We start from the raw sequence: 26,202 nt of genomic DNA on the forward strand, positions 1-26,202 counted from the left end.
CAACCCGGGGCGCGGCCGGGTCCCCGCGACGCGCCGGGAAGGGTCCCGGGGGGCCGAGTGGGGCACTATGGCCACGTGGCACCCGTACGGTCGTCCGATGACGGCTCGGGACCGGCCAGGCGGGCCGGCCGGGCCATCGGGCGTGCCCTGCACCTGCCGTTCACCGGTACGGCGCGCGGGATCCGGCGGGCCACCCACGCGCACGGGGCGGGCGAATCGGGCCTCGGCAAACTGATCGAGCTGCACGCGATCAACGGTGCCGGTGACGTGATGATCACAGTCGCGCTCGCCTCCACCGTCTTCTTCTCCGTCCCCACGGACGAGGCACGCGGCCGGGTGGCCCTGTACCTCGCCATCACGATGGCCCCCTTCGCCCTGCTGGCCCCGGTCATCGGCCCCCTGCTGGACCGGCTGCCGCACGGGCGGCGGGCGGCGATGGCCGGGGCGATGCTCACCCGGGCCCTGCTGGCCGTGATGATGTCGGGCGCGGTGGCCACGGGCGGCCTGGAGCTGTACCCGGCCGCCCTCGGGGTCCTCGTCGCCTCCAAGGCCTACGGGGTGGTGCGCAGCGCGGTCGTCCCCCGACTCCTCCCACCGGGGTTCTCCCTGGTCAAGGCGAACTCCCGGGTGACCCTGGCCGGCCTGCTGGCCACCGGCGCCGCCGCGCCCGTGGGCGCCGCCCTGCACACGATCGGCCCGCCGTGGCCGCTCTACGGGGCGTGCGCGATCTTCATCTGGGGCACCTTCGCGGCGTTCACGCTGCCGCACAAGGTCGACGAGGCGAAGGGCGAACGCCGGGCCCGGCTCTCCACCCACGAGGCGCACTCGAAGCGGCCGGGACTGCGGACGGTCAGCCGCCCGGTGCTGTGCGGGCTGCTGGCGAACGCGTCGATGCGCGGGCTGTCCGGGTTCCTGATCTTCTTCCTGGCGTTCCTGCTGCGCGAGCAGCCGCTCGCCGGGCAGAGCGCGGCGGTGTCGCTGGGCATCGTCGGCGTCTCGGCGGGCGTCGGCAACGCCTGCGGGACCGCCGTCGGGGCCTGGCTCCGGGCCCGCGCGCCCGAGGCGATCATCGCCGCCGTGCTGTCCCTGACCCTCGCGGTGGCCGTCCTCGCGGCGGTCTTCTTCAGCGGGGTGTTCATGGCCGTCCTGGGCGCGACGGCCGGCTTCTGCCAGGCCCTCGCGAAGCTCTCGCTGGACGCGATGATCCAGCGCGACGTGCCCGAGGCGGTCCGTACGTCGGCCTTCGCCCGCTCGGAGACCCTGCTCCAGGTGGCCTGGGTCCTGGGCGGCGCGATCGGCATCGCCCTCCCCCTGAACGGGGTCCTCGGCATGTGGGTCGCCGCGACGGTGGTGGCCCTGGGCACGACGATGGCCCTGCGCGGCTTCCTCACGTCCCCGCGGCACCAGCACCCGACGTCCCCGCGACCGCGGGTGGCGTAGCCGGGGCTGCGCGTGCAGGCCGGCGTCAGCCAAATCCAGCCCCGCCGGCGTTTGCCGCGAGTGCCGGGCGCAGCCGAATCCAGCCTCGCCGGCGTTTGAGGCGCGGGGTCCGGGGCGGAGCCCCGGAAGGCCCGGCGCAGCCGGGGGCGCTAGCGCAACGGCGCCGCACCGATGCGGGGGTCCCGCCTGCGCAGCACGCCGCACCGGAGGACCCCGTGCAGCAGCGCAGCGTACGGGCCCGATAGCCTTCGGCTCATGACCGCACCGCTTTTCTCGGGTAGGGCCCGCCGCAGCGTCGCGGCCCTCGGAGCCGTTTCCGCCGGCCTCCTCCTCCTCTCCGCCTGTGACAAGCCGACGCCGCTGGCGACCGTGACGGTCGGCACCTCGTCGGTGTCCACCGAAGCCGCCTGCAGCGACGGCAAGGAACTCACGGCCGAGAAGGTCCAGGAGTGCTTCGGCGACCTGAAGCACGCCAAGAACATCGACTACGGCCGTGGCGACACGCTGCGCCTGGGTGTCGAGCCGGACGTCGTCGAGGACGGCAAGAAGTGGCAGGCGGTCCTCGACGGGCAGCCGATCACCGAGCCCTCCTCCAACACCTACCGCAGCTTCCCCGGCGCCGACCTGTTCGCCACCGGCGGCCAGGGCGAGGCACCGGCCTCCAAGAAGCTGAACATCGTCCAGGTCTCCGAGGACGGCAAGCCCCTCGCCGTCTGGGCCTTCAACGTCAAGCTCAAGTAGTCACGTACCCACCATGCGCGCGCTCATCGTGACCGCGGTGACGGCGGAGGCCGACTCCGTCGTCCGAGGCCTGTCCGGTCCGGTCCCTCATCCGGACCACACCCCCGGCCCGGACCACGTCCCCGTCCACGACCGCAGCCCCGAGCCGCGCACCCTCCCCGGCGGTTACCTCATCCACCGCCGGGGAGCCTTCGACGTGCTGGTCGCCGGGGTCGGACCGGCCGCCGCGGCCGCCGGTACCGCGACCGCCCTGGCGCTCGCGCCCGACCCCGACGGCTACGGCCTCGTCGTCTGCGCCGGCATCGGCGGCGGGTTCGCGCCCGCCGCCCCGATCGGCTCCCTCGTCGTCGCCGACGCGATCGTCGCCGCCGACCTGGGCGCCGAGACCCCGCAGGGGTTCCTCACCGTCGTGGAACTCGGCTTCGGCCGCAGCGTGCACCTGCCTCCCGCAGAGCTCGCCGCGCGCGCCGCCGAGGCGACCGGGGCGCTGCTCGCGCCCGTCCTGACCGTCTCCACCGTCACCGGCACCGCCGCCCGTACGACCGCCCTCGCCGCCCGGCACCCGCTCGCCGGGGCCGAGGCCATGGAGGGCTTCGGGGTCGCCGAGGCCGCCGCCGCCCACGGGCTGCCCGTGCTGGAGGTCCGTGCCGTCTCCAACGCCGTGGGCCCCCGGGACCGCGACGCCTGGCGGATCGGCGAGGCGCTGGCCGCGCTGGCCGACGGCTTCCGGGCGCTGGTACCCGTACTCGCTTCCTGGGGAGGACCCTCATGAACGACGCAGCCGCCGTACCGCCCGAGCAGCCCGTGCGGATCGCGTACTCGCCCTGCCCGAACGACACCTTCGTCTTCGACGCCTGGGCCCACGGCCGGGTCCCCGGCGCGCCCGCCCTCGACGTCACCTTCGCCGACATCGACATCACCAACGGCCTGGCCGAGCGCGGCGAGGACTGTGAGTTCGACGTGTTGAAGGTGTCCTACGCCGTCCTGCCGTGGGTCCTGGAGGAGTACGCGCTGCTGCCCTGCGGCGGCGCGCTGGGCCGGGGTTGCGGACCGCTCGTGCTGGTAAAGGACCGCGGTCCGACCCGGGAGCCGGGCCTGGACCTGACCGGCAAGACGGTCGCGGTCCCGAGCGAACGCTCCACCGCCTACCTGCTGTTCCGGCTGTGGGCCGCCGACGTACTGCCCGGGGGCGTCGGCAAGGTGGTCGTCCTCCCCTTCCACGAGATCATGCCCGCCGTGCGCGACGGCCGCGTGGACGCCGGACTGGTCATCCACGAGGCCCGGTTCACCTACCGGGACTACGGACTGCACTGCCTGGCCGACATGGGCGAGCACTGGGAGTCCACGACCGGCCTGCCGATCCCGCTCGGCGCCATCATCGCCAAGCGCTCCCTGGGCACGGACACGCTGCGCGCGCTCGCCGAGTCGGCCCGTACGTCGGTCCGGATGGCCTGGGCCGACCCCGAGGCGTCCCGGCCCTACGTACGGGCACACGCGCAGGAGCTGGATCCGGCCGTCGCCGACCAGCACATCGGGCTGTACGTCAACGAGTTCACCGCCGACCTCGGCGAAGCCGGCTACGCGGCCGTGCGCGGGCTGCTGACCAGGGCGGCCGCGGAGGGGCTGGTTCCGGCCATCGCAGCAGACGCGCTGGCGTTCCCGTAGGACAGAGAGGTGCCCCGCCACCCTCACGGGCGGCGGGGCACGGTCGTGCGCACGTCTCAGACGTCGAGCTGGTCGGCCACCGCGCGCAGCATGCCGGCGATCGTCCCGCCGTGCGCCTTGTCGGGGTAGCGGCCTCGCTCCAGTTGCTGCGTGACGTTCTCCAGCAGGGTCGTGAGGTCCTGCACGATGGAGGCGAGCTCGTCCGGCTTGCGCCGCTGCGCGGCCGCGACGGACGGTGCCGGATCCAGGACGATCACCGAAAGTGCCTGGTCACCCCGCTGCCCCGCCACAACACCGAACTCGACGCGCTGGCCGGGCTTGAGCGCGTCCAGCCCGTCGGGGAGCACCGACGAGTGGACGAAGACGTCGCCGCCGTCGTCGCGGGAGAGGAAGCCGAAGCCCTTCTCACTGTTGAACCATTTGACCTTGCCGGTAGGCAAAGCGAGCACCCCATTCCACCAGTCAGCCAAACCACTGTTCCCGCAGGTCAGGCTATCCAGCGCTTGCTCTTGCCTGCCATTGCCCGAAGCCTCTCCGTCTATCTACCCCTCGTCAAGCCGCTCCACCCATACCGGCCAGTGGCACTGGCCGGTATCGATCGCGCTCCTTCTCCCGCTGCCCCAGACGCTCTCGGACGGCCGGGGAATTACCCTGGCCGGGTGACCCCTACTCCTCAGCCCGACCACGCCGCCGACGACACCGCCCGCCCCGGCGACGCGCTCGTCAAGGCCGGCGGCATCGTCTTCATCGTCGGCGCCGTGGCCACGCTCGCCACGATGGCCCCGCTCTTCCTCGACATGGACCCGTTCCCGTCGTACGCGTGGGCCGTGTGCATGCTCATGGGCGTCGGCTTCGCGATCTCCGCGGCGGGCGTCCTGCGCTCGGCCGCCGCGCAGCGCACCGCGGCCCGCGCCTCACAGGCGTAGGGCCGGTACGGCCGGGGCCGGCTTTTACGCGGTACGGGTGCGCTCGTACTCCGCGAGCCAGGCCGGCAGCTCCGTGAGGTCGGTCAGGACCACGTCCGCGCCCGCCGCCCGCAGTTCCGACTCCGGGCACGGGCCGGTCGGGACCGTCACCGACACCGCGCCGGCCGTGCGGGCGCCGCGGACGTCGCCGACGTGGTCGCCGACGTAGACCTGGGCCGCGTACTCGCGCAGGGCGACCGCCTTGGCCTCCGCCCACAGCCAGCCGATGACCGCGTCGGGCTTGATGCCCAGGTGGTCCAGGTGCAGGCGGGCGTTGGGCTCGTGCTTGGCGGTGACGACGATCGCGCGGCCGCCGAGGGCCCGGACCGCTTCGACCGCCTCGCGGGCGCCGGGCATCGCCGGACTCGGCTCGATGGCATGTGTGGGATAGATCTCCCGGTAGCGGTCGGCCATGGCGGGGATCTCCGCCTCCGGGAACCAGTACGCGAGCTCCTGCTCCAGCGGCGGACCGAGGCGGGAAGTGGTCTGCTCGGTGTCGATGAACGTGCCCGTCTCGGCCGAAAGCGCCTCGAAGGCCGCCTTGATGCCCGGCCGGGAGTCGATGAGGGTCATATCGAGGTCGAATCCGACGGTCAGCTGCGTCTCGGGGCTCATGCCTCCATTGTGCCGAGCCGGGCACTGCGGACGGGAACGCAGACCGAGCCCCGCCTTACCAGACAATGAAATTTAGCGACATGTCAGCCCCCGCCCCTGCGGCTCCCCCCGCTCCCGCGGCTCCCGCGGCAGGGGCCGGAAGCCCGGGCCGGCCGGGGTGGGAAGCTCGCCCGCCCGGGGTCGGAAGTTCGCCCGCCCGGGGTCGGAGCTTCGGGGGTCGGGGACGGGGGCGGGGTGGGGTGTTGGCCTGGACGTAAAGCGTGATTTGTGGCGCAGGTACACCCCGCGCCCTGTCGAAGGCGAGCAGGGGGCGCCTAAATCATGCAGTCCAGGCCGACACCCCACCCCGCCCCCGGCACCGGCCCACCCGCAGCCAACGCCCCACGGCCACGTACAGGCCGACGCCAGCCAAAATCCAGCCCCGCCGGCGTTTGAGGCGCAGGGGTCCGGGGACCGGTCCCCGGCAACGGCGCCGCACGAGTCGACCGACCCCGGAGGGGCTCAGCGGCGGCGCGAGCGCCAGAGAAGGTAGAGCGCCGAGGACACCGCCGCCGCACGCGCCAGCCAGGGCAGCAGGCCCTGGAAGGTACCGCTCAGGGCCTCGTCCGCCAGAGCATCGCCCCAGCGGCCGTCCAGCCGGCCCCACAGCCACACCACCGCCCCCGCGAAGACCACCCCGGGCAGCCCGAAGACCACCCACTTCCGCTCCGCGGCACCGAGCACGCGCGAGGCGTACGCGAGCAGCCAGCCCGCGGCGAGCAGCAGCCAGTAGCCGGAGACGGCCCCCGCGAGCAGGGCCACCGCCGCGAGCACCAGGAAGGCGTACGGCTTCCGCCTCGGCGCAGCCACCGCCGCAGCCACCGGCGCGGCGGCGGCCGCCGCGGCTTCCGCCTTGGCCCGGCGGCGGCGTTCGCGCAGGAACCCCATGAGGGTCGGCTGCCCGCCCGCCGGGGCTCCGGCGGGATCCCCCGGCTGCGAGTCCGGCTCGCGCTCCGGGCGCGGGCCCGGGCGCGGGCCCTTCAGGAGCTCCGGGATCTCGATGCCGCCCGCGAAGCCCTCCACCGCCGACGCCGGCCCGACCGTCCACCAGTCGGGCTCCAGCTTCTCGCCCGCGCCCAGTTCGTCGAGCCCCGCGAGATGCGGCGGCGCGGCCCCTCGCTGCACCGGTACCGAAGGTGCGGAGGGCGCGGAGGGCGCAGCGGACGCAGCGGACGCGGAGGGAGCAGACGAAACGGCGGCGGAGCCATCCGCGCCCGACGCCGACAACGTGTCCAGGACCTCCTCCGGCGTGCCGATCCGCTCCAGGATGCGCCGTACCGCCGCCGGAGTCTCCGGTTCGTACTTGGCCCGCCGCCGGTCGATCTCGTCCCGCAGCCCCGCCACCAGCCGCATCCGGTCCCCCGACGACAGGTGCCTGCGCTGCGCCAAGTCCCCGACCCGGCTCAGATATTCGTAGACCAGATGGTCGCTCTCGATCTCCACGCCCCGGCTCCTCCCGTGCCACCTCCAGCGAAGGTAGCGCGTGCGCCCGTGGAGCGGCCGGGGGCGCAGCGGATACCGTTGACCGGATGGGGACCGGCCGACTGACCGGCCGACGCGACCAGGAGGCGACGCCCGTGCCTGACCCGAGCACCGCGGGAAGCGCTCCGCGCTCCCTCGCCGAAGCGCTGCGCGCCCGTGACGACGACGGGCTCGGCGCCCTGCTGCGCGCCCGGCCGGACCTGCTGAGCCCGGTCCCCGGGGACGTGACGCAGCTCGCCACGCGGGCCGGGACGCGGGCTTCGGTGGTACGCGCGCTGGACCGCCTGGACCGGTTCGCCCTGCAGACCGCCGAGGCCCTCGCGGTAGGCCCCGAGCCCTGCCCGTACGCGGTACTGGAGTCCCTGCTCAGCGGCGACACCGGCACCACCTCCGGCGTCGACAACGGGGCCCGCGCCGAACTCCCCCGGGCCCTGACGACCCTGCGCGAGCAGGCCCTCGTATGGGGTGACGACGAGCGGCTGCGCCTGGTGCGCACCGCCCGCGAGCTGCTCGCCCCCTCCCCCACCCGGCCCTCCCCCACCGGGCTCGGCCCGACCGTCGCCGAGGCCACCGCGGGCATGTCGCCGACCCGGATCCAGGAGATCGTGGCGGCCGTCGGGCTGCCCGCGACGCACGACCCGGTGTCGGCGGTGACCGCGCTGACGGCCCTGTTCACCGACCCGGAGCGGATGTCGGCGCTGCTCGACGAGGCTCCGGCGGAGGCCCACCAGGTGCTGGGCCGGCTCGTCTGGGGCCCGCCCTACGGGGAAGTGACGCCCCATCCGACGCCTCCGGTGCGCTGGCTGCGCGACCGCGGCCTGCTGCTGCCGGCCACGGCGCGCACGGTGCTGCTGCCGCGCGAGGTGGCGCTGTACCTGCGCGGCGGGCTCGCGCACCGGGCGACGGAGCCGCTGCCCCCGGAGGTTCCCGTACACCGCGAGCACCGTCCACAGCTTGTGGACGCGAACGCGGCCGGCCAGGCACTGGCCGCGCTGTCGACGGTCGAGGAGCTGGTGAAGTCCTGGGAGCACGCCGGTCCGCCCGTGCTCCGGGCGGGCGGGCTCTCCGTACGCGACCTGAAGCGGGCGGCGGCCACCCTGGACACCGACGAGCCGTCGGCGGCGTTCTGGATCGAACTGTCCTACGCGGCGGGCCTGCTGGCCAGCGACGGCGAGGCCGACGAGCGGTACGCCCCGACCCCCGCCTTCGACGTGTGGCTCGAACTCCCGCCCGCCGAGCGCTGGTCGGTGCTGGCGGCGGCCTGGCTGACCTCCACCCGGACCCCGGGCCTCGTCGGCGAACAGGACGCGAAGGGCCGCACCCTGTCGGCGCTCGGCGCGGAACTGGACCGTTCCGCCGCCCCCGACGTGCGCCGCCGCATCCTGAGCCTCCTCGCCGACCTCCCCGAGGGCGGCTCCCCCGACCCGGCCGTGGTCCTCGCCCGCCTCGCGTGGGAGCGGCCGGTGCGCGGTACGAGCGAACTGCGCTCCCGCCTCGCACGCTGGACGCTGACCGAGGCGGAGGTCCTCGGAGTCACCGGCCGGGGCGCCCTCGCCGCGCCCGGCCGGGCCCTGCTGGAGGGCCGCGACCCGGCGCCGCTGCTCGCGCCGCTGCTTCCCGAGCCCGTGGACCACGTACTGCTCCAGGCCGACCTGACGGCGGTGGCCCCGGGGCCGCTGCGGCGGGCGCTCGCCGAGGTGCTGGCCGTGCTGGCGGAGGTCGAGTCCAAGGGCGGGGCCACCGTGTACCGCTTCACGCCCGGGTCGGTGCGCCGCGCCCTGGACGCCGGCCACACCGCCGTCGACCTGCAGTCCTTCCTCACCGAGCACAGCCGGACCCCGGTGCCGCAGCCGCTGTCGTACCTCATCGACGACGTGGCCCGGCGGCACGGACACCTCCGGGTCGGCGCGGCCTCCTCGTACGTGCGCTGCGACGACGACGGCATGCTGAACGAGATCCTCGCCGACAAGCGGTCCGCCGGCCTCGGGCTGCGCCGCCTCGCCCCGACCGTACTGGCCGCGCAGGCCGAACCGACCGCGTTGCTCGACGGGTTGCGGGCCATGGGGTACGCGCCGGCCGCGGAATCCCGTACGGGCGACGTCCTGGTCTCCCGCGCCGATGCCCACCGCACCCCGGCCCGCGCACGGCCCGTACCGGTCCCGGACGGGCCGCCGGTCCCGGACTCGACGCTGCTGGGGGCGGCCGTACGGGCGATCCGCGCGGGCGACATGGCGGCGACGGCGGTCCGCAAGGAGCCGTCGGGCGCTTCCGGGTCCGGAGCGGCCGGCTCCGCCGCCCCGGGCGAACTCCCGCGCACGAGCGCGGCGGAGACCCTGGCGACCGTGCAGGCGGCGGCGCTCACCGGGTCCGCGGTGTGGATCGGCTACGTCAACGCCGACGGCGCGGCGAGCCAGCGGGTCATCGCCCCGGTGCGGGTGGAGGGCGGCTTCGTCACCGGCTACGACCACACGGCGGACGAGGTACGGACCTTCGCGCTGCACCGGATCACGGGGGTCGCGGAACTGGCGGAGGACCAGGTGTAGTCGGGGGCGCCGGAGGATGCCGCCAAGGGCGCCCGGAGGGAAATCCCCTGGCCCGGGCGGGGCGTTGGCCCGCACCCTGGAGCCATGTCCGACGCAACCCCCACCGGCCCCACCGGCCCTGCCAGCCCCGCCGCCCAGGCCCCCCGCCATCAGATCCGCGCCTCGCACACCGCCGACACCCTCACCGTGTACCAGGCGTACGACCCGCGGATCGGGGTGCCGGCCGCCCGCGAGGGCCGCTTCCCGCCCGCCTGGAAGCGGGAACGGATGACCTGGGTCAAGCCCTCGTTCCTGTGGATGATGTACCGCTGCGGCTGGGCCGCCAAGGCCGGCCAGGAGACGGTCCTGGCCGTCGAGATCACCCGCGCGGGCTTCGACCGGGCGCTGCGCGAGGCCTGCCTGTCGCACTACGTCCCCGGCGTGCACGCCGACCGCGAGGCCTGGAGCCGGGCGCTGCGCACCTCCCCGGCCCGCGTCCAGTGGGACCCGGAGCGGGACCGCACCTGAACCCGCTGCCGTACCGCTCGCTCCAACTGGGCCTGTCCGGACCGGCATCGCGGGCCTACGCCGACGAGTGGACGGTCTCCATCCGCGATGCCACCCCGCTGGCCCGGGAGGTCCACGGCCTGCTCCGCGCGGGCGAGGAGGAGGCGGCGCGGGCCCTGCTGCCGGTGGAAACGCCCTATCCGGCGGGGCCGCTGGAGCACCTGGGCGCGTAGCGGGAAACAGGCTGCGAGAGCTTTTTTGCCTGTTGCGCGGCGGTGACATTCCGGCGACGGATTGGGGATGTGATCTGTGTGAGGATCAGCTCATCGCAGGAGCGACCGGGGGGAAGCAACCGGACCGCCGGCGAGAACCAAGCACCATCGGACCGGCCTTCAGTAGCCGGCCACCTCGCGCGGCCTCTCTTTCTCTGCCTCACCTCTGCCTCACCTCTGCCTCACCTCTGCACTGCCTCTGCACTGCCTCTGCACTGCCTCTCGGCCTCTCGGCCGCCACTGCCATGTGTTCTTGACGATTCCTGGGGGGAATCCGCCATGTCCGCTCGCTCCGCCGTCTTCCGCTCCGCCACCCTCCGCTCCGCCACCCTGCGCACCGGCTCGGCCGCCGTGGTCGCCGCCGCCGTCGCCGGCACCTTCCTGACGCCGCTGTCGGCCTCCGCCGATGAGGGCAACCCGAAGGCGCTGAAGACCGCGATGAGCGCGCCGGTCCCGAGCGGACCGCTGACCCGGGGCGGGGCGACGGAGACCTTCGACCTGACGGTGACCAACACGACGGACAAGTCCTCCTCCTACCACCCGTGGATGGTCCTCGACGCCACCGGCGCCAGCCCGCTCCAGCAGGCCGACGTGATCTACAAGGTCGAACCGGTGAGCGCCCCGGCGACCTCCTTCTCGATCGGGCAGCAGGACACCGGGTGGCAGGGCCTCTTCTACCCGGCGGGCACGAACTCCGCGCAGGGCTTCGAGATCCCGGCCGGCGGCAAGCTGGTCTGGAAGGTCACCATCGGCCTCGGCAAGAGCTACCCGACCGTCAACGGCGACTTCACCCTGCGGGCGGCGGCCATCCAGAACGAGATCGCGGACGGCGGCATGGGCTCCCTCACCTTCAAGACCAGCCCGGCGGGCAAGCCCGGTGTGCTGGAGACCTCGTTCGGCAAGGCGGCCCCCTGCGCGGACGGCGGGTCCCCCGACTGCCGGGAGATGGACCTGCGCTACCGGGTCACCGGTGACGGCGCCTTCTCCTCCGGGCTCGGCACCCGGATCGAGGTGGCCATGGCCGATCTGGCCGCAGCCGACCTCCGGGCCAGCGTGAAGGTCGACGGCACCTGGAAGGACCTGAAGGGCGAGAGCGGCAACTTCAACCTGCCGGTCATCGCCAAGGGCTTCGGCGCCGCCTCCGGCGACCACATCGTGCGCCTGCGGCTGGGGCTCGGCCCGAAGGCACAGCTCAAGAAGCTCACCCCGGCCAAGGTGACCGCCTCCGTCGGCCTGGCCGAGGGCAACACCTACCCCTTCCTCTCCGCCGACCAGCAGTTCGCGCTCGGCCCGAAGACCAGCACCCCGCCGACCTCCCCCGCGCCCACCACCCCGGCTCCGACGAAGCCCGCGCCCACCACCCCGGCCCCGACCGGTTCCGCGACCACCGCTCCGGCGGCCACGACGACCCCGGCCACGGGGAACACCCCCGCCCCGACCGGCTCCCTCGCGCACACCGGCTCGGACTCCAACACCGCCCTGTACTCCGGCCTGGCCGCCGTCCTCATCGGCCTCGGCGGCGCAGCCGCCTGGTTCGCCCACCGCCGGCGCACCGTCCGCGGCTAGGCCGTGCCACCACCCCGAAGGGGCCCGGCCCACGCAACGCGCGGGCCGGGCCCCTTCGGCTTCGCTCACCTCGCCGCGTACTCGATGCGCTCCGCATCGAACGGCCAGACCTCGGCGAGCCAGCGCACGACGGTCTCGTACACCGCCTTGTCGAACGCGGCCCGGTCCCCGCGCACCCAGGAACTGACGTGGACGCGCTCCGGGTCCGCCTTCGCGGGGTAGATGTAGAGGCACCCGATGACCTCGCCCTCCCCGTCCCGCTCCCCCTCCAGCACGCTGTACGTGAATCCCCGCCGCTCGGCGAAGTCCCGTGCGTGGCGCACCAGGTCGGCGAGGTTCGCCTCGGGGCTCATCCCCTCCTCCGGCGGCCAGTTCCCCACGAAGCCCGGGGTCGCCCGCACGTGCGCGATGCTCCCGCTCCAGGCGGCGAGGTCGCCCTCGTTGTGCTCGGGCCCGAGGGGCTCCAGCCGGAATCCCTCCCCGACGAGCCGGACGGGCACCTCGAACACCTCGGCCGGGGGGACGAACGTCTGCTGATCGCCACTCTGCTGATCGCTGCTCATCCGGCGACCCTACGCAGGCGCTCCCCCGGCGCCCACGGGATTTCGGGCGGCCGCCAGCCGGAGCAGCTCGTCGACGGACCACTGGTCGTAGACGTGCTCCCCGTACTTGGCGGCCAGCACCCTCCCGTCCGGCCCGATCAGCAGGTCGGCGGGCAGCCCGAGCCGCCCGTTCGGCTGCCGCCGTGCGGGAAGCCGCTCCCGGCCCCGCGCCACCTCGGCGGCCGAGCGGGCGATCCCCCACAGCACCGGCCCCCAGGCGCGCGGGTCCAGCAGGGAGCGCGGGGAGGACTCGACGCCGAACTCCCGGTACAGCCGCTGCTGCGGGTCGGCGATCACGGCGAAGGGGAAGTCGGCGACGTGCGGGCGCAGTTCCTCCGCGGAGGAGTGGAAGAGCACGACCTCGCGGATCCCGGCGGCCTCGATCTCCGGGTGGCGCCGGACGACGGACCGCAGGTGGAGGTGGCAGACGGGGCAGCCGGCGAAGCGCCGGAACTGCAGATGGACGAGCCGCTCCGGGTCGGGCACGGAGACGGCCCCTGCGGACGAGACGGGCGTGAGCAGGCGTACGGGTACCACGGAACCGGGTTCGAGCATGGGAAACCCTCCCTCGACAGGCGTAGGCGTATGCCGTACGCCTGCCTCTCCAGCGTAGGCGTATGCCGTACGCTGTCAACCCTCATGCCGCGCCCCCGCTCGCACACCCCGGACCAACTGGCCGCCGCCGCCCTCGCCGTCATCGACCGCGACGGGCTCCCCGGCCTCTCCATGCGCGCCGTCGCCACCGAGCTCGGCATCAGCCCCATGGCCCTGTACCGCTACGTCCCGGGCCGCGAGGAACTCGAAGCACTCGTCGTCGAACTCGTCCTCAGCGGTGTCGACACCACCCCGCCGCCCCCGGGCCCCTGGCCGGGCCGGATCACCGTCCTGGCCCGCCGCCTGCGCGACACCATGGGCGCCCACCCGGCCGCGCTCCCGCTCTCCCTGACGCACCGCCACCGTTCGGCCGGCGGGCTGCGCTGGTCGGAGACGGTGCTCGGAGTCCTCACCGAGGCCGGCATCGAGGCCGAGGAGCGGGTGCTCGCCCTGCGCGCCCTCATTGCGTACGTGATCGGCGCCATGCAGCTGGAACACCTCGGGCCGCTGGCCGGCCCCGGAACCGCCGCCATCGCCGGGCTCCCCCCGCAGGAGTTCCCGTACATGACGGCCACCGCCCGCGACGCCCGCACGGTCACCCCGGACCGGGAGTTCGAGGGCGGCCTGAAGCTGCTCCTGCGCGGCCTGGCATGATCCGCCGCTGATCACCCAGCGGTAGCTGGGGGAGCTTGAGGCGCGGGGTCCGGGGCGGAGCCCCGGCAACGGCGCCGCACCGACCGACGGGGCTCCGTACAGCTCAGAACCGCCCAGCCCGCGGAGCGATGCGGCAGACTGGAGGTTTGGCCGCCCGCGTCCGGGTGGCCCTCCCCCGCAGGAAAGGGACACGCGCGTGAACGGGCCCCTCATCGTCCAGAGCGACAAAACGCTCCTCCTCGAGATCGACCACGAGCTCTCCGCGGCCGCGCGGCGCGCCATCGCGCCCTTCGCCGAGCTGGAGCGTGCTCCCGAGCACATCCACACGTACCGGATCACGCCGCTCGGGCTGTGGAACGCGCGGGCCGCCGGGCACGACGCCGAGCAGGTCGTGGACGCGCTCGTGGAGTTCTCCCGCTACCCCGTCCCGCACGCGCTGCTCGTCGACGTCGCCGAGACCATGGCCCGGTACGGCCGGCTCACCCTCTCCAAGCACCCCGTCCACGGGCTGGTCCTGACCAGCACCGACCGGCCGGTGCTGGAGGAGATCCTGCGGTCGAAGCGGGTCGCCCCGCTGGTCGGCGCGCGCCTCGACGCCGACACCGTGGCCGTGCACCCCTCCGAGCGCGGGCAGATCAAGCAGACCCTGCTCAAGCTGGGCTGGCCCGCCGAGGACCTCGCCGGGTACGTGGACGGCGAAGCGCACCCGATCGAGCTCGACGAGACCGGCTGGGCGCTGCGCCCCTACCAGCAGCAGGCCGTCGAGGGCTTCTGGCACGGCGGCTCCGGCGTGGTCGTGCTGCCCTGCGGCGCCGGCAAGACGCTGGTCGGCGCCGGTGCGATGGCGAAGGCCAAGGCGACCACGCTGATCCTGGTCACGAACACCGTCTCGGCCCGCCAGTGGAAGCACGAACTGATCAAGCGGACCTCGCTGACGGAGGAGGAGATCGGCGAGTACTCCGGTACGCGCAAGGAGATCCGGCCGGTCACGATCGCCACGTACCAGGTCCTGACGACGAAGCGGAAGGGCATCTACCCGCACCTGGAGCTCTTCGACTCCCGGGACTGGGGACTGATCCTCTACGACGAGGTGCACCTGCTGCCGGCTCCGGTCTTCAAGTTCACCGCGGACCTGCAGGCACGGCGGCGGCTCGGCCTGACGGCGACGCTGGTGCGCGAGGACGGCCGCGAGTCGGACGTGTTCTCGCTGATCGGGCCCAAGCGGTTCGACGCCCCGTGGAAGGAGATCGAGGCGCAGGGCTACATCGCGCCGGCCGACTGCGTCGAGGTCCGGGTCAACCTGACCGAGTCGGAGCGCCTCGCCTACGCGACCGCCGAGACGGAGGAGAAGTACCGCTTCTGCGCGACCACCGCCACCAAGCGGAAGGTCACCGAGGCGCTGGTCGCCAAGCACGCGGGCGAGCAGACGCTGGTCATCGGGCAGTACATCGACCAGCTCGACGAGCTCGGCGAGCACCTCGACGCGCCCGTCATCAAGGGCGAGACCTCCAACGCGCAGCGCGAGAAGCTCTTCAACGCCTTCCGCGAGGGCGAGATCAGCGTGCTGGTCGTCTCGAAGGTCGCGAACTTCTCCATCGACCTGCCCGAGGCCACGGTCGCCATCCAGGTGTCCGGCACCTTCGGCTCCCGCCAGGAGGAGGCACAGCGCCTGGGCCGTGTCCTGCGCCCGAAGGCGGACGGCCACGAGGCGCGCTTCTACTCGGTCGTCGCGCGCGACACCATCGACCAGGACTTCGCCGCGCACCGCCAGCGCTTCCTGGCCGAACAGGGCTACGCCTACCGGATCATGGACGCCGACGAGCTGCTGGCCGGGGACTGACGGACGGGGCGGCCGAGCACTACGCTGGTCGTATGACGCACCAGGAGATGTACGAGGTCCTCTTCACGGAGTCCGCGGGCCGCGATCGGGACCGGCTGGAACCCGTGCGCCGCGCCTCCTTCGACAAGGCGCTCGAAATCCTGGCCCGCGATCCGTACACGGAGCTGTCCCGGCCGATAGGAGCGGGCGAGCAGGACCGCGAGATCCGGCTCACCTCACAGATCGTGGCCGAGTACATGGTGTCGCGCGGGCGGCTGCTGCTCGTGGTGCTGCGGGTCTTCGACGACGCGGACATCCTGCTGCCCGAGGGGTGACCGGCGGCGCAGGGCGGCGGCGAGCAGGGCCGTGAGCAGCGGGACGGTCCAGACCCACAGGTGGGGCCAGTCCAGCAGGAGCGAGCGGCCGCCCGCAGCCGGGTGTCGGGACCAGAACTCGGCGGAGGCGCCCGGGAGGACCAGCAGCCCGAGCAGGCCGCTGCCGGCGAAGGCGCCGAGGGCGGTCAGCCCGGCTCTGACCTGGCCGGTCAGCAGGAGGTACGGGATCAGCAGCGCCGGGGTCAGGGTGATCCCGGCGGCCGTGCCCAGCGCGAAGCCCTTGCCGAGCGCGCCGCGCGGCCGGTGCAGGTCCCACAGGACGGGGCAGGCCAGGGCCAGGGCGATCTGGCCGGACAGCGGGGTCTGGAACAGCGGCTCCAGCCACAGCCCGGCGACGGTGGCGGCCAGCACGGCGCCCGGCCGGGCCCGCAGTCCCGCCAGCCGGCACGACAGCAGGATCAGCAGGGCGAACAGGCCCGCGCTGCCCCCCACCAGGACGGCTTTCAGTACGCCGGTCGGCAGCCAGGCGGCCGGGGCGAAGAGGATGGCCGCGAAGGGCGGATACGCGGCGGGCGGACTCCACTCGGCGGCGGAGAGGCCGGGGGCGAGGGCATCGGCCACCGGGATGCGCAGGGCGACGCAGAGCACGCCGAGCACGAGCAGCGGGCCCGCGAGCAGCACTCCGGCGCGGGGCGACGCAGGGCGGCTGGGCTCGGAACTCCGGTTCACGGCGCGACCCTAGTGGATCAACGCCCCGGGACCCGAGCGGAGGCCTCCGGCCGACGCGCGAGTACGGCAGCACAGAGCATGCGGCGCCGCGCCTCAGTGGCGTATGACGCCCGCGTCCTCGGAGTATTCACCGAGGACGACCACGCTCACGGCGGTCGCCGCGAAGACCTTGGCCGCGCGCAGGACGCTGCCGACGCTGTGGCGGGGGCGGGAATCGGAAGTGGCGGTGGCGCCGCGAGGGCGGCGACCCTGGACCGGGGTGTAGGTTGCGGTGCTCATGTATCCATGGTCGGTTTTCGACCGGGTTGTCACATCGCCCTGAGGGCTGAACCTCCAGGTCTCCGGCCTCCTCCTCTCGGCCCATGCCTCCCCCTACGGGCTCTGTCCGAAGGAGGACACGGACCGAACACCCCCCGTACGGGGTCACCACCCCGAAGGACTTTCGCCCCCCCTTTATCCATTCCTTTATCCATTCGCGCAGCGCCTTCGCGATGGCTAGAATCTCCGCTCTTGCCGCCTCCCGCCGCGTCACCGGGAGCGCCGCCGGCCGCTCGGAAACCGGCGGGCCCGTCCGCCCGCATCACGCAGGTCCTCAGCAGATGGAGGCAGTTCCGTGCCCGCGCACGCCCACGCCACAGACCCCGACGCCGCATCGGCGACAGCCGACGCAGCCGCCACCGACCCCCTGGGTCGCGAGCGGGCCCACCTGGCCGCCTCCCGGTCCGCGCTCCGCGCGATGCGCGAGGACGTCGAGAACCTCGACATCCGCGACGTCACAGCGAACTGGGTCAACGCGATCGTCCTGCAAGCCCAGATCGACGACCGGATCAAGGCCCTCGCCGACCTCGCCCACACCCCCCTCTTCTTCGGCCGCCTCAACTACCTGCACGCGCCCGGCGCGGAGCTCGCCGAGGGCGCGGAGGGCGAGCAGTTCTACATCGGCCGCCGCCACGTCCACGACGCGGGCGGCGACCCGATGGTGATCGACTGGCGCGCGCCCGTCTCCCAGCCCTTCTACCGGGCCTCGAAGAACGACCCGCAGGACATCGGGCTGCGCCGCCGCTTCGGTTACACGGGCGGCGAGCTGACCGCGTACGAGGACGAGCACCTCTCCGACCCCGCCGAGGCGGCGGCCGTCAGCAAGCTGCTCCAGCAGGAGATCGAGCGCCCGCGCGTCGGCCCGATGCGCGACATCGTGGCGACGATCCAGCCGGAGCAGGACGAGATCGTCCGTTCCGGCCTGTCGGGCTCCGTCTGCGTGCAGGGAGGTCCCGGCACCGGCAAGACGGCCGTCGGCCTGCACCGTGTCGCGTACCTCCTCTACGCGCACCGCGACCGCCTCGCCCGTACGGGCACCCTGGTCATCGGGCCGAACCGTTCCTTCCTGCACTACATCGAGCAGGTCCTGCCCGCCCTCGGCGAGCTGGAGGTGAAGCAGGCCACGGTCGACGATCTGGTCGCCCGCGCGGACCTGGAGGTACGCGGCGCGGACGCCGCCGAAACCGCCGTGGTCAAGGGCGACGCCCGGATGGCGGAGGTCCTGCGCCGCGCGGTCCACTCGCACGTGTCGGAGCCCGTCGAACCGCTGATGGTGGTCCGCGGATCGCGCCGCTGGCGGGTGCCCGCGTACGAGATCGCCGAGATCGTCGCCGAACTCCAGAACCGCGACATCCGCTACGGAGCCGCCCGCGACGCCCTCCCGCAGCGGATCTCGCACGCGGTCCTCGTACGCATGGAGCAGGCGGGCGAGGCGCCCGACGACCGGGTCCAGGACGCGGTGGCGCGCAATCCCGCCGTGAAGGCCGTGGTCAAGGCGGTGTGGCCGCTGGTCGAACCGGCCAAGCTGGTGCTGCGCCTCCTCTCCGACCCGGAGTTCCTCACGGAGCACGCGGACGGCATCCTGTCGGAGCAGGAGCAGCAGGTGCTGCTGTGGGCGAAGCCTGCGCGCAGCGTGAAGTCGGTGAAGTGGTCGGCGGCGGACCTGGTCCTCATCGACGAGGCGACGGACCTGGTGGAGCGCACGCACTCGCTCGGCCACGTCGTCATCGACGAGGCGCAGGACCTGTCCCCGATGCAGTACCGGGCGGTCGGCCGCCGCTGCACGACCGGCTCGGCGACGATCCTCGGTGACCTCGCACAGGGCACGACCCCGTGGGCGACGCGCAGCTGGGACGAGGCGCTGGGGCATCTGGGCAAGCCGGGCGCGGTGCTGGAGGAACTGACGGCGGGCTTCCGCGTGCCGCGCGAGGTGATCGCCTACGCCTCACGGCTGCTGCCGGCGATCTCGCCCGGCCTGTCGCCGGTCTCCTCGGTCCGTGAGACCCCGGGCTCGCTGATCGTCTCCCCGGTCGACTCTCCCTCCGCCCTTCCGGCGGCGGTGATCGCGGCCTGCCGGGCCTCGCTCGTGCACGAGGGGTCGATCGGGCTGATCGCCGCGGATGCGCGGATCGCGGAGCTCGGGGAGGCGTTGCTGGCGGCCGGCCTGCCCTACCTCTCGCCCGGCGAGGAGACCACGGCGCAGTCGCGGCTGACGCTGGTGCCGGCGTCCCTCGCGAAGGGTCTGGAGTACGACTACGTCGTACTGCACGAGCCGGCGGACGTGGTGGCGGGCGAGCCCGACGAACGGACCGGCCTGCGCCGCCTCTACGTCTGCCTCACCCGAGCCGTCTCGGGCCTCACCCTCCTCCACGCGGCCCCGCTCCCGGCCGAGTTGAGCTGACGCGCTGAGCTGACGCGCTGAGCCGAGGCGCTGGGCTGACGTGCTGAGCCGTGCGGGGTGAGCCGGCTCGCCGAAGAGGCCGCGCTGACTGCGCTGAGCGTGGAGGCGGAACTCTTCGAGCGGGTGGAGCGGATCGTCGCGGAGCGGGAGCGGACCCGCGAGGCGCTCCTCGGGCTCGGCTGGGAGGTGCTGCCCAGCGAGACCAACTTCCTGTGGCCGCCGGTGGGCGAGGGCACGGAGTCGGTGGCGCAGGAGTGGGAGCGGCGCGGTCTGCTGGTCCGGGCCTTCCCGCGCAGCGGCCTGCGGGTGACTGTGGGCGGCGTCGAGGCGAACTACCTGCTGATCACGGCGGCGAAGGAGACCACGCCACCGGGGTGGTGACCCGCTCGTACGGTGTCCCGCTCGTGCGGTCTCCGCGCGGGCGTCACGTCGGCCCGATGACCTTCTTGCGCATGTGCCCGTAGACCACCGATGTCCGTACGTCGGCCAGTTCCGGACGCTTCGTCAGCTTGTCCAGGACCACCGCGTGCAGGTGGTCGGTGTCGCGGACGGCGACGTGCACGAGGAAGTCGTCGTTTCCGGTGAGGACGAAGATCGAGATCACCTCGGGCATCCGCTCCAGGAAGGCCTGGAAGGCCTCGATCACCGCACGCGTCGGCGGGCGGACCCGTACGGCGATCACGGCCTGCAGCCCGCGGCCGATCGCCGTGAGGTCCGCCTCCGCGTGGAACCCCGTCAGGACGCCGCGCTCACGCAGCGACCGGATCCGCTCCAGACAAGTGGACGGCGCGATACCGAGCGCTTGGGCCATGTCGCGATTGGTGCGCCGACCGTCCTCCTGGAGCATCCGCACCAACGCCGAATCTAGTTCGTCCACGCCTGCCTCACTCTGCCACATTCCGAAGGTAGTTCGGATTCTAAGCATCAGCTTCGATGATCTCGCTAACCTGCTCGCCAGTTGACTGGCATTTGTTCGGCCAACGGCGTGTTCGGTGGTGGTGGAGAGAGGCGACTTCAGGTGCGCGAGCGAGTGCCCGGCGTGGGGGCGGTGAGTGCGGTGGTGGCGGCCGCACTGTTCTGGAGCAGTTCGTACGCGGTGACCAAGCAGGTACTGGAGGACGTCGGGCCGCTCAGCATCGGCGGCATCAGGTTCACCATCGCGGCCGTGCTCCTGGCCGCGATGGTGCGGCTGAACCGCCATCGCCCGGCCCGGCCGGACGCCCGGCAGCGGCGGCAGCTCTACCTGAGCGGATTCCTCGGCATCACCGTCTACTTCATCCTGGAGAACATCGGCGTCGATCTGTCCACCGCGTCCGACGCGTCCCTGATCGTGGCCACGTACCCGCTGATGACGATGCTGCTGGAACTGGTCCTCCACCGCACCCGGATGCCGCTGCTGCGCGTGGCGGGCGTGCTGCTGGCCGCCGTCGGCGCCTTCCTCGTCGTACGCAACGGAGCCCAGGTCGGCGGAAGCGCACGCTGGGCCGGAGACGTCCTCCTGCTGCTCGGCGGGCTGGCCTGGGCCGGGTACAACGTGCTCGCCAAGCGCGCCGGCGCCGGCCAGAACGCCGTGAGCATCACCTACTACCAGACCCTGGCGGGTGCGGCGGGATTCCTCCTCGCCTCCCTGCTGGAGATCGGCGACTGGCACGCGCCGGGCGCCACCGCCTCGTCGCTGCTCGTCTACCTGGCCGTGGCGTGCTCGGTCGGCGGCTTCCTGCTCTACAACTACGGCCTGCGCAGGATGGCGTCGAGCGTCGCCGTGAACATCCTCAACCTGGTACCGGTCTTCGGCGTCATCGGCGCCGTCGTGATCAACGGGGAGTCGATCCGGGCGGCCCAGGCCGCAGGCGGCGTCGTCATCATCATCGGGGTGGCGCTGGGCATGATCGAGCGCGGTCCGGGGAGCAAGGCGGGGCCGCCGGACGCGGGAGCGACCGAGCCTTCGGAGTCCGGACCTTCGGACATCGCCCCTTCCGCAACCGGGCCTTCCGCGACCGCGACCGTCCGGACCTAGGCAGCGGGCCCGGGCCCGGGGCCGGGGCCGGGGGCAGCGCGCCCGGCCCCTGGCCCCCCGGGCTCCCGCCCGGCGCCCTCAGCCGTCGAGCGCCGTCCGCCACCGCGCGACCGCCTCCGGCGACACCGGGCGGTCCCAGCCGGAGGGCCTCGACGCGCTGCCGATGTGGAACGCGGAGATGCCCGCCTCCCGCAGGACGGGCAGGTGGGAGAGGGCCAGGCCGCCGCCGACCAGGATGCGGGGTTCGTAGCCGGGCTCGGCGGCCGCGGACCGGGCCGCCTCCGCCAGGAGCACCGGCAGGCCCTCGTCGACCCCGCCCGCCGCGCCCGCGGTCAGGTAGGTGTCCAGCCCGGGCAGGTCCGCGACCGCCTTGCGGAGCTGGTCCCGGTCGGCCGCCCGGTCGATCGCCCGGTGGAAGGTCCATCCGCAGCCGCCGAGCTCCGCCACGACGGCCTCGACGGCGGTGAGGTCGGGGCTGCCGTCGGGGTTCAGGAAGCCCAGGACGAACTCCTCCGCGCCCTCGGCGCGCAGCGCTCGCGCTTCCTCCACCAGGCGTTCCACGTCCTGCGCGGAGCCCGCCGAGAAGCCGTCCGCCTTCCGGAGCATCACGCGCAGCCGGATGTCGACCGCCGCCCGGATCGCCGCGAAGGTCTCGCGCGGCGGGGTCAGCCCGTCGGCGGCCATGTCGGTGACCAGCTCGAGTCGGTCCGCCCCACCGGCCTGGGCCGCGACCGCATCCTCCACGTCGAGGGCGATCACCTCCAGGAGCGCACGGTTGCTCATGTAATCCCATCCTTCGTCCCGCATTGGAAAATAGGTCTAGTCCAATATCCAGGGTACGGGCCTTCCCCCGCCCTTCACCAGCACAATCACGCCACCACCACAATGTGCGCATGACATCCGCCATGACGTCCGACACGCACCGCGAGCAGAACCTCCGCGCCCGCTGGCACGCCACCACCGCCGCCGCCGGAGCCGCCCCCGGACTCGACCCCGCCCCCTACGCCGACCGCCTCCTCACCGCTTGGGCGGAGCCGCAGCGCAGGTACCACACCACCGCGCACCTGGCCGACGTACTCGCACGCATCGACGTACTCGCGGCGGAGGGGGAAGGAGCGGACCAGCCCGCCGTAGAGCTCGCCGCCTGGTTCCACGACGCCGTCTACCGGCCCGACCGCTCCGAAAACGAGGAGCGCAGCGCCGCCCTCGCCGAGCGCGCCCTGCCCGAGCTCGGCATCGACGGCGCCCGCACCGCCGAGGTGGCCCGTCTCGTCCGGCTCACGATCACCCACGACCCCGCACCCGGCGACACCAACGGCGAGCTGCTCTGCGACGCCGACCTGGGCGTCCTGGCGGGCACGGCGCAGGAGTACGCCGCCTACGCGTCAGCCGTGCGCGCCGAGTACGGCTTCGTCCCCGACGAGGCCTTCCGCGCCGGCCGGGCCGCGGTGCTGCGCCAGCTGCTGGAGCTGCCCCGCCTCTTCCGCACCGCCTACGGGGCTGCGCACTGGGAGGCCCCGGCCCGCGCGAACCTGGCCGCCGAGCTCGCGGAGCTCAGCGAAACCGAAACCGAAGGCGAAGGCGAAGGCGAAAGCGGCACCGCATAGCCCTGGGGAATGCGATCCCGTGCGTCGTGGTTGGGATAGTTCATGCCCGCCGCAGCCGAACGCACCCGTATGCCCGTTGCCGTCTACATCCTCGGCCTCTCCGTCTTCGCACTCGGTACCAGCGAGTTCATGCTCTCCGGGCTCCTGCCACCCATCGCCGAGGACATGGGCGTCACCATCCCCCAGGCGGGCCTGCTCATATCCGCCTTCGCGATCGGCATGGTCGTCGGAGCGCCCCTGCTCGCCGTCGCCACGCTGCGGCTGCCCCGGCGCACCACCCTGCTCTCGCTGATCACCCTCTTCGGCCTCGGGCAGGTCGCGGGCGCGCTGGCCCCCTCGTACGAGCTGCTCTTCGCCTCCCGCATCGTCTCCGCGCTCGCCTGCGCCGGCTTCTGGGCGGTCGGCGCCGCCGTGGCCATCGCCATGGTCGAGCAGCACCAGCGGGCCCGGGCCATGGCCGTCATGATCGGCGGGCTGTCCATCGCCAACGTCCTCGGCGTCCCGGCCGGCGCGTTCCTCGGTGAGCACCTGGGCTGGCGCTCCGCGTTCTGGGCGGTCGGCGCGGCCTCCGCCGTCGCGCTCGTCGGCATCCTCGCGCTGATCCCCAAGATCCCGCTGCCCGCCGAGAAGCCGACGCTCGCGCGCGAGCTGCGCATCTACCGCGACCGTCAGGTGTGGCTGTCGATCGGCGTCACGGCGCTCGCCGCGGGCGGCGTCTTCTGCGCCTTCAGCTACCTGTCCCCGCTGCTCACGGACGTGGCCGGGCTCGATTCGAAGTGGGTCCCCTGGATCCTCGGCCTCTTCGGGATCGGCGCGCTGGTGGGCACCACGGCGGGCGGGCGGATCGCCGACGCGCACCTGTTCGGGGTGATGCTGTGGGGCATCACCGCCTCCACTGTCTTCCTCGCGGTGCTGGCCCTGCTGGCCTCCACGGCGGCGGCCGCGATCGCCCTGTCGTTCCTGCTGGGCTTCTCGGCGTTCTTCACCGCCCCGGCGCTCAACGCCCGCATGTTCAACGTCGCGGGCGCCGCCCCGACGCTGGCCGGCGCGACCACCACGGCCGCCTTCAACCTCGGCAACACCGGCGGCCCCTGGCTCGGCGGCACCGTCATCGACGCCGGGTACGGCTACTCCGCCACCGCCTGGGCGGGCGGCGCGATGACCGTCACCGCCATCGCCCTGGGTCTCGTAGCGCTGCGCCTGGACCGCCGTACGGGGTCCCGCGCGGCCCGCCCGACCCTCGTGGTGGCCACCTCGGCCCCGTCCCGGTCGGGCGCGACCGAAAAGGTCTGACGGACAGCACCCGCAGCCAAGCCCTGACAGCACAGGCAGTAGACAGCGGACAGCGCCTACGCCGGCCGCCCCTTGGGCCGCCGCAGCCCGGCCGCCGTGATCCTGCGGACCAGCTCCTTGCTGCCGATCTCCACCGCGCCCGCGCCCACCGCGTCCGCGTAGCGATGCTCCGGGACGTCGTAGTGGTCGCGTTCGAAGGCCTTCGGCGGGCAGCCGATCGATGCCGCGAAGGCGTGCAGTTCCTCGAACGAGGCGTCGCTGACCAGGTGCGACCACATGCGGCCGTGACCCGGCCAGTCGGGCGGGTCGATGTACACCGTCACCGGCGGCTCATTCGCCGTACCCGAAGGCGGAGCCGCTCCCGGAGCCGAGGCCGCCGCCGAGTACCGGTCCGAGGCCGCCCACCGGCGCCACCCGCACGCCGGCCTCCGAGCACACCCACATCGGGTCCGGGCCGAGCTCGGGCTCCACGTCCAGCGCGTGCGGCTCGCCGTGGTTGCAGACCGGGCACAGCGGCCAGCGTCCGTACTTCTCCAGCAGCGCGTCCTTCACGTCCTGGGCGACGAGTCCGGCGAGGTAGTCGACACCCTCCGGCCACTCCTCCACCCACCACCGGCGGTGGGTGACCGCGTTCTCGACGAGGGAGACGACATCGGCCTCTGCGACCTCGCCCGCGACGAGATCGGCGAGTACCAGGGCGCGTGCGGCGTGCAGCGCCTGTTCTAGGGGGGTCGCGTGGTCCATGGACACATTGTGGACCCGGACGGGTCATGTGGCGAAGGTCCTCTTTCCCCGATGACTTATGGCGTCTTGACGTTCCCGCCCCCCTGAAAATAAGTTTCAAGGGTGAGCAAGAATGCGAAAGAAACCTTCAGCGGCAGCGTGGACGCGACCGTCGTCCCCGTCCCCGTCCCCGCCCCGGTCCCCGTCCCCGCCCCCGCCGCCCTGCGGGCCCGCGTCCGCAGCCTCGGCCCCTCGATGACCCGCTCCATGCAGGCCGTCGCCGAGGCCGTCGCCGAGGACCCCGCCGGATGCGCCGCGCTCACCGTCAGCGACCTCGCCGCCCGCACCGGCACCAGCGAGGCCACCGTCGTCCGCACCGCCCGCCTCCTCGGCTACGCCGGCTACCGCGACCTGCGCCTCGCGCTCGCCGCGCTCGCCGCCCAGCAGGAGTCCGGCGCGGCCCCCGCCGTCACCGTGGACATAGCCGTCGACGACTCCCTCGCGGACGTGGTCGCCAAGCTGGCCCAGGAGGAGGCGCAGACCCTCACCGACACCGCCGCCGGACTCGACGTCACCGCCCTCGGCTCGGCCGTCGCCGCCCTCGCGGGCGCCCGCCGCATCGAGATCTACGGGGTCGGCGCCTCCGGCCTCGTCGCCCAGGACCTCGCGCAGAAGCTGTCGCGCATCGGCCTGATCGCCCACGCGCCGGGCGACCCGCACCTGGCCGTCACCACCGCCGTGCTGCTGCGCCCCGGCGACGTGGCCGTCGCCATCACCCACTCCGGCGGCACCGGCGACGTCATCGAGCCACTGCGCACCGCCTTCGAGCACGGCGCCACCACCCTCGCGCTCACGGCCCGCGCCAACTCCCCCGTCGTCCACTACGCCGACCTCGTCCTGGCCACCTCCGCCGCCCGCGAGACCCAGCTGCGCCCGGCGGCCATGTCGAGCCGGACCAGCCAGCTCCTCGTCGTGGACTGCCTGTTCGTGGGCGTCGCCCAGCAGACCTACGAGACGGCGGCGCCCGCGCTCGCAGCCTCGTACGAGGCGCTCGCACCCCGCCACCACACCCCCGTACCCGCCGCCCAGCGGGGCAGCACCACCCGCTAGTGCTGTGACCGGAAAGGTTCACCGGGTCGCGACGCCCGGCACGGCACCTCGCCGCGTTGTCGGACCACGCCGGTACGTCCAGTACGAGGCGCGGTCCTCCGCCTTGCGATGCACCGCACCGAACGCCGCGACCCGGCAAACCTTTCCGGCCACAGCACTAGAAGCAACAGCACCAGCAGCGACACC

27 protein-coding genes and 1 pseudogene are annotated in these 26,202 nt (G+C 73.5%); 17 read left to right on the plus strand and 11 right to left on the minus strand.

Annotation, left to right across the window (positions count from 1 at the left end):
• Positions 1 to 57 precede the first annotated feature (57 nt).
• The 4 genes from AC3IYI_RS18590 to AC3IYI_RS18605 all read left to right on the plus strand — a co-directional run bounded on the left by AC3IYI_RS18590 (position 58) and on the right by AC3IYI_RS18605 (position 3,846).
• Positions 58 to 1,440 (plus strand): MFS transporter, encoded by a 1,383-nt coding sequence (locus AC3IYI_RS18590; RefSeq protein WP_489411246.1) that lies wholly within the window; start codon positions 58 to 60, stop codon positions 1,438 to 1,440.
• Positions 1,441 to 1,695: 255 nt separating this feature from the next.
• The gene (locus AC3IYI_RS18595) at positions 1,696 to 2,181 is read left to right on the plus strand and encodes a DUF2771 domain-containing protein (protein ID WP_478690857.1); all 486 of its coding nucleotides are present in this window, start codon (positions 1,696 to 1,698) and stop codon (positions 2,179 to 2,181) included.
• 13 nt (positions 2,182 to 2,194) lie between these two features.
• Positions 2,195 to 2,953 carry a futalosine hydrolase gene (locus AC3IYI_RS18600; RefSeq protein WP_489411247.1) on the plus strand — a complete coding sequence of 253 codons (759 nt, stop codon included), beginning with the start codon at positions 2,195 to 2,197 and terminating at the stop codon, positions 2,951 to 2,953.
• Entirely contained in the window at positions 2,950 to 3,846 is an 897-nt protein-coding gene (locus tag AC3IYI_RS18605; protein WP_489411248.1) for a 1,4-dihydroxy-6-naphtoate synthase, read from the plus strand. Before AC3IYI_RS18600 ends, AC3IYI_RS18605 begins: the two co-directional genes overlap by 4 nt.
• A 56-nt stretch (positions 3,847 to 3,902) precedes the next feature.
• On the opposite strand, the gene AC3IYI_RS18610 is transcribed toward AC3IYI_RS18605, so the two are convergent.
• Positions 3,903 to 4,286 carry a cold-shock protein gene (locus AC3IYI_RS18610; protein WP_308401526.1) on the minus strand — a complete coding sequence of 128 codons (384 nt, stop codon included), beginning with the start codon at positions 4,284 to 4,286 and terminating at the stop codon, positions 3,903 to 3,905.
• Between the two features lie 219 nt (positions 4,287 to 4,505).
• On the opposite strand from AC3IYI_RS18610, the gene AC3IYI_RS18615 reads away from it, so the two are divergent.
• Positions 4,506 to 4,772 carry a hypothetical protein gene (locus tag AC3IYI_RS18615; RefSeq protein ID WP_489411249.1) on the plus strand — a complete coding sequence of 89 codons (267 nt, stop codon included), beginning with the start codon at positions 4,506 to 4,508 and terminating at the stop codon, positions 4,770 to 4,772.
• 24 nt (positions 4,773 to 4,796) lie between these two features.
• Here AC3IYI_RS18615 and AC3IYI_RS18620 read toward each other — a convergent pair whose 3' ends face one another.
• On the minus strand, positions 4,797 to 5,426 hold the full coding sequence (locus tag AC3IYI_RS18620) for an HAD family hydrolase (RefSeq protein ID WP_489411250.1): 630 nt from the start codon (positions 5,424 to 5,426) through the stop codon (positions 4,797 to 4,799).
• Between the two features lie 501 nt (positions 5,427 to 5,927).
• Positions 5,928 to 6,908, minus strand: coding sequence for a hypothetical protein (locus AC3IYI_RS18625; RefSeq protein ID WP_489411251.1), 981 nt, complete (start codon positions 6,906 to 6,908; stop codon positions 5,928 to 5,930).
• An 86-nt stretch (positions 6,909 to 6,994) separates the two neighbouring features.
• On the opposite strand from AC3IYI_RS18625, the gene AC3IYI_RS18630 reads away from it, so the two are divergent.
• The 3 genes and pseudogenes from AC3IYI_RS18630 to AC3IYI_RS18640 all read left to right on the plus strand — a co-directional run bounded on the left by AC3IYI_RS18630 (position 6,995) and on the right by AC3IYI_RS18640 (position 11,814).
• Positions 6,995 to 9,490, plus strand: a complete 2,496-nt coding sequence (locus AC3IYI_RS18630) for a helicase-associated domain-containing protein (protein WP_489411252.1) — start codon at positions 6,995 to 6,997, stop codon at positions 9,488 to 9,490.
• 84 nt (positions 9,491 to 9,574) lie between these two features.
• Positions 9,575 to 10,209 (plus strand): annotated as a pseudogene (locus AC3IYI_RS18635) (DUF4291 domain-containing protein).
• A 318-nt stretch (positions 10,210 to 10,527) separates the two neighbouring features.
• Positions 10,528 to 11,814 (plus strand): hypothetical protein, encoded by a 1,287-nt coding sequence (locus AC3IYI_RS18640; protein ID WP_489411253.1) that lies wholly within the window; start codon positions 10,528 to 10,530, stop codon positions 11,812 to 11,814.
• Between the two features lie 65 nt (positions 11,815 to 11,879).
• Here AC3IYI_RS18640 and AC3IYI_RS18645 read toward each other — a convergent pair whose 3' ends face one another.
• Both AC3IYI_RS18645 and AC3IYI_RS18650 read right to left on the minus strand, forming a co-directional pair.
• Positions 11,880 to 12,377: a GNAT family N-acetyltransferase gene (locus tag AC3IYI_RS18645; RefSeq protein ID WP_489411254.1), complete on the minus strand. Its 498-nt coding sequence runs from the start codon at positions 12,375 to 12,377 to the stop codon at positions 11,880 to 11,882.
• Positions 12,378 to 12,386: 9 nt separating this feature from the next.
• Complete coding sequence (locus AC3IYI_RS18650) at positions 12,387 to 12,971, minus strand: peroxiredoxin-like family protein (protein ID WP_489411255.1); 585 nt, start codon at positions 12,969 to 12,971, stop codon at positions 12,387 to 12,389.
• Positions 12,972 to 13,055: 84 nt separating this feature from the next.
• On the opposite strand from AC3IYI_RS18650, the gene AC3IYI_RS18655 reads away from it, so the two are divergent.
• The 3 genes from AC3IYI_RS18655 (at position 13,056) to AC3IYI_RS18665 (ending at position 15,818) form a co-directional block, all read left to right on the plus strand.
• Complete coding sequence (locus AC3IYI_RS18655; protein WP_489411256.1) at positions 13,056 to 13,664, plus strand: TetR/AcrR family transcriptional regulator; 609 nt, start codon at positions 13,056 to 13,058, stop codon at positions 13,662 to 13,664.
• A 196-nt stretch (positions 13,665 to 13,860) separates the two neighbouring features.
• Positions 13,861 to 15,504 carry a DNA repair helicase XPB gene (locus tag AC3IYI_RS18660; protein ID WP_489363400.1) on the plus strand — a complete coding sequence of 548 codons (1,644 nt, stop codon included), beginning with the start codon at positions 13,861 to 13,863 and terminating at the stop codon, positions 15,502 to 15,504.
• A 32-nt stretch (positions 15,505 to 15,536) separates the two neighbouring features.
• Positions 15,537 to 15,818 carry a type II toxin-antitoxin system RelE family toxin gene (locus AC3IYI_RS18665; RefSeq protein ID WP_489411257.1) on the plus strand — a complete coding sequence of 94 codons (282 nt, stop codon included), beginning with the start codon at positions 15,537 to 15,539 and terminating at the stop codon, positions 15,816 to 15,818.
• Here the strand turns inward: AC3IYI_RS18665 and AC3IYI_RS18670 are convergent.
• Both AC3IYI_RS18670 and AC3IYI_RS18675 read right to left on the minus strand, forming a co-directional pair.
• Complete coding sequence (locus tag AC3IYI_RS18670; protein WP_489411258.1) at positions 15,720 to 16,547, minus strand: glycosyltransferase family 87 protein; 828 nt, start codon at positions 16,545 to 16,547, stop codon at positions 15,720 to 15,722. The two genes, AC3IYI_RS18665 and AC3IYI_RS18670, sit on opposite strands and share 99 nt — an antisense overlap.
• A 93-nt stretch (positions 16,548 to 16,640) precedes the next feature.
• Positions 16,641 to 16,826 carry a hypothetical protein gene (locus AC3IYI_RS18675; protein WP_243339576.1) on the minus strand — a complete coding sequence of 62 codons (186 nt, stop codon included), beginning with the start codon at positions 16,824 to 16,826 and terminating at the stop codon, positions 16,641 to 16,643.
• Between the two features lie 334 nt (positions 16,827 to 17,160).
• On the opposite strand from AC3IYI_RS18675, the gene AC3IYI_RS18680 reads away from it, so the two are divergent.
• Positions 17,161 to 19,266, plus strand: a complete 2,106-nt coding sequence (locus AC3IYI_RS18680; RefSeq protein ID WP_489411259.1) for a HelD family protein — start codon at positions 17,161 to 17,163, stop codon at positions 19,264 to 19,266.
• A 57-nt stretch (positions 19,267 to 19,323) separates the two neighbouring features.
• Positions 19,324 to 19,647 (plus strand): aminotransferase class I/II-fold pyridoxal phosphate-dependent enzyme, encoded by a 324-nt coding sequence (locus AC3IYI_RS18685; RefSeq protein WP_489411260.1) that lies wholly within the window; start codon positions 19,324 to 19,326, stop codon positions 19,645 to 19,647.
• A gap of 43 nt (positions 19,648 to 19,690) precedes the next feature.
• Here AC3IYI_RS18685 and AC3IYI_RS18690 read toward each other — a convergent pair whose 3' ends face one another.
• The gene (locus AC3IYI_RS18690; RefSeq protein ID WP_489411261.1) at positions 19,691 to 20,143 is read right to left on the minus strand and encodes an Lrp/AsnC family transcriptional regulator; all 453 of its coding nucleotides are present in this window, start codon (positions 20,141 to 20,143) and stop codon (positions 19,691 to 19,693) included.
• 141 nt (positions 20,144 to 20,284) lie between these two features.
• Here AC3IYI_RS18690 and AC3IYI_RS18695 point away from each other — a divergent pair, with 141 nt between their 5' ends.
• A complete protein-coding gene (locus AC3IYI_RS18695; RefSeq protein ID WP_489411262.1) occupies positions 20,285 to 21,283 on the plus strand; it encodes a DMT family transporter in 999 nt (332 codons plus the stop codon).
• A gap of 78 nt (positions 21,284 to 21,361) precedes the next feature.
• On the opposite strand, the gene AC3IYI_RS18700 is transcribed toward AC3IYI_RS18695, so the two are convergent.
• Entirely contained in the window at positions 21,362 to 22,066 is a 705-nt protein-coding gene (locus AC3IYI_RS18700; protein ID WP_489411263.1) for a copper homeostasis protein CutC, read from the minus strand.
• A gap of 110 nt (positions 22,067 to 22,176) precedes the next feature.
• On the opposite strand from AC3IYI_RS18700, the gene AC3IYI_RS18705 reads away from it, so the two are divergent.
• Positions 22,177 to 22,890: an HD domain-containing protein gene (locus AC3IYI_RS18705; protein WP_489411264.1), complete on the plus strand. Its 714-nt coding sequence runs from the start codon at positions 22,177 to 22,179 to the stop codon at positions 22,888 to 22,890.
• 69 nt (positions 22,891 to 22,959) lie between these two features.
• Entirely contained in the window at positions 22,960 to 24,183 is a 1,224-nt protein-coding gene (locus AC3IYI_RS18710; RefSeq protein WP_489411579.1) for a Cmx/CmrA family chloramphenicol efflux MFS transporter, read from the plus strand.
• A gap of 56 nt (positions 24,184 to 24,239) precedes the next feature.
• Here the strand turns inward: AC3IYI_RS18710 and AC3IYI_RS18715 are convergent, their stop codons facing one another.
• Both AC3IYI_RS18715 and AC3IYI_RS18720 read right to left on the minus strand, forming a co-directional pair.
• Complete coding sequence (locus AC3IYI_RS18715; protein ID WP_243339573.1) at positions 24,240 to 24,506, minus strand: DUF4031 domain-containing protein; 267 nt, start codon at positions 24,504 to 24,506, stop codon at positions 24,240 to 24,242.
• Positions 24,507 to 24,513: 7 nt separating this feature from the next.
• Positions 24,514 to 24,927, minus strand: a complete 414-nt coding sequence (locus AC3IYI_RS18720; protein ID WP_489411265.1) for a DUF8819 family protein — start codon at positions 24,925 to 24,927, stop codon at positions 24,514 to 24,516.
• 102 nt (positions 24,928 to 25,029) lie between these two features.
• Between AC3IYI_RS18720 and AC3IYI_RS18725 the strand changes: the two genes are divergently transcribed.
• Entirely contained in the window at positions 25,030 to 26,016 is a 987-nt protein-coding gene (locus tag AC3IYI_RS18725) for a MurR/RpiR family transcriptional regulator (RefSeq protein ID WP_489411266.1), read from the plus strand.
• Positions 26,017 to 26,202 lie beyond the last annotated feature (186 nt).

This window comes from Streptomyces sp. GL_148, assembly GCF_057834205.1.

Bases quoted from the DNA above. Each gene is read 5' to 3' on its own strand.
- AC3IYI_RS18620 (WP_489411250.1), bottom strand. From the start codon at position 5,426: ATGAGCCCCGAGACGCAGCTGACCGTCGGATTCGACCTCGATATGACC.
- AC3IYI_RS18720 (WP_489411265.1), bottom strand. From the start codon at position 24,927: ATGGACCACGCGACCCCCCTAGAACAGGCGCTGCACGCCGCACGCGCC.
- AC3IYI_RS18655 (WP_489411256.1), top strand. From the start codon at position 13,056: ATGCCGCGCCCCCGCTCGCACACCCCGGACCAACTGGCCGCCGCCGCC.
- AC3IYI_RS18710 (WP_489411579.1), top strand. From the start codon at position 22,960: ATGCCCGTTGCCGTCTACATCCTCGGCCTCTCCGTCTTCGCACTCGGT.
- AC3IYI_RS18595 (WP_478690857.1), top strand. From the start codon at position 1,696: ATGACCGCACCGCTTTTCTCGGGTAGGGCCCGCCGCAGCGTCGCGGCC.
- AC3IYI_RS18645 (WP_489411254.1), bottom strand. From the start codon at position 12,377: ATGAGCAGCGATCAGCAGAGTGGCGATCAGCAGACGTTCGTCCCCCCG.
- AC3IYI_RS18705 (WP_489411264.1), top strand. From the start codon at position 22,177: ATGACATCCGCCATGACGTCCGACACGCACCGCGAGCAGAACCTCCGC.
- AC3IYI_RS18650 (WP_489411255.1), bottom strand. From the start codon at position 12,971: ATGCTCGAACCCGGTTCCGTGGTACCCGTACGCCTGCTCACGCCCGTC.
- AC3IYI_RS18665 (WP_489411257.1), top strand. From the start codon at position 15,537: ATGACGCACCAGGAGATGTACGAGGTCCTCTTCACGGAGTCCGCGGGC.
- AC3IYI_RS18605 (WP_489411248.1), top strand. From the start codon at position 2,950: ATGAACGACGCAGCCGCCGTACCGCCCGAGCAGCCCGTGCGGATCGCG.
- AC3IYI_RS18600 (WP_489411247.1), top strand. From the start codon at position 2,195: ATGCGCGCGCTCATCGTGACCGCGGTGACGGCGGAGGCCGACTCCGTC.
- AC3IYI_RS18700 (WP_489411263.1), bottom strand. From the start codon at position 22,066: ATGAGCAACCGTGCGCTCCTGGAGGTGATCGCCCTCGACGTGGAGGAT.
- AC3IYI_RS18640 (WP_489411253.1), top strand. From the start codon at position 10,528: ATGTCCGCTCGCTCCGCCGTCTTCCGCTCCGCCACCCTCCGCTCCGCC.
- AC3IYI_RS18675 (WP_243339576.1), bottom strand. From the start codon at position 16,826: ATGAGCACCGCAACCTACACCCCGGTCCAGGGTCGCCGCCCTCGCGGC.
- AC3IYI_RS18630 (WP_489411252.1), top strand. From the start codon at position 6,995: ATGGGGACCGGCCGACTGACCGGCCGACGCGACCAGGAGGCGACGCCC.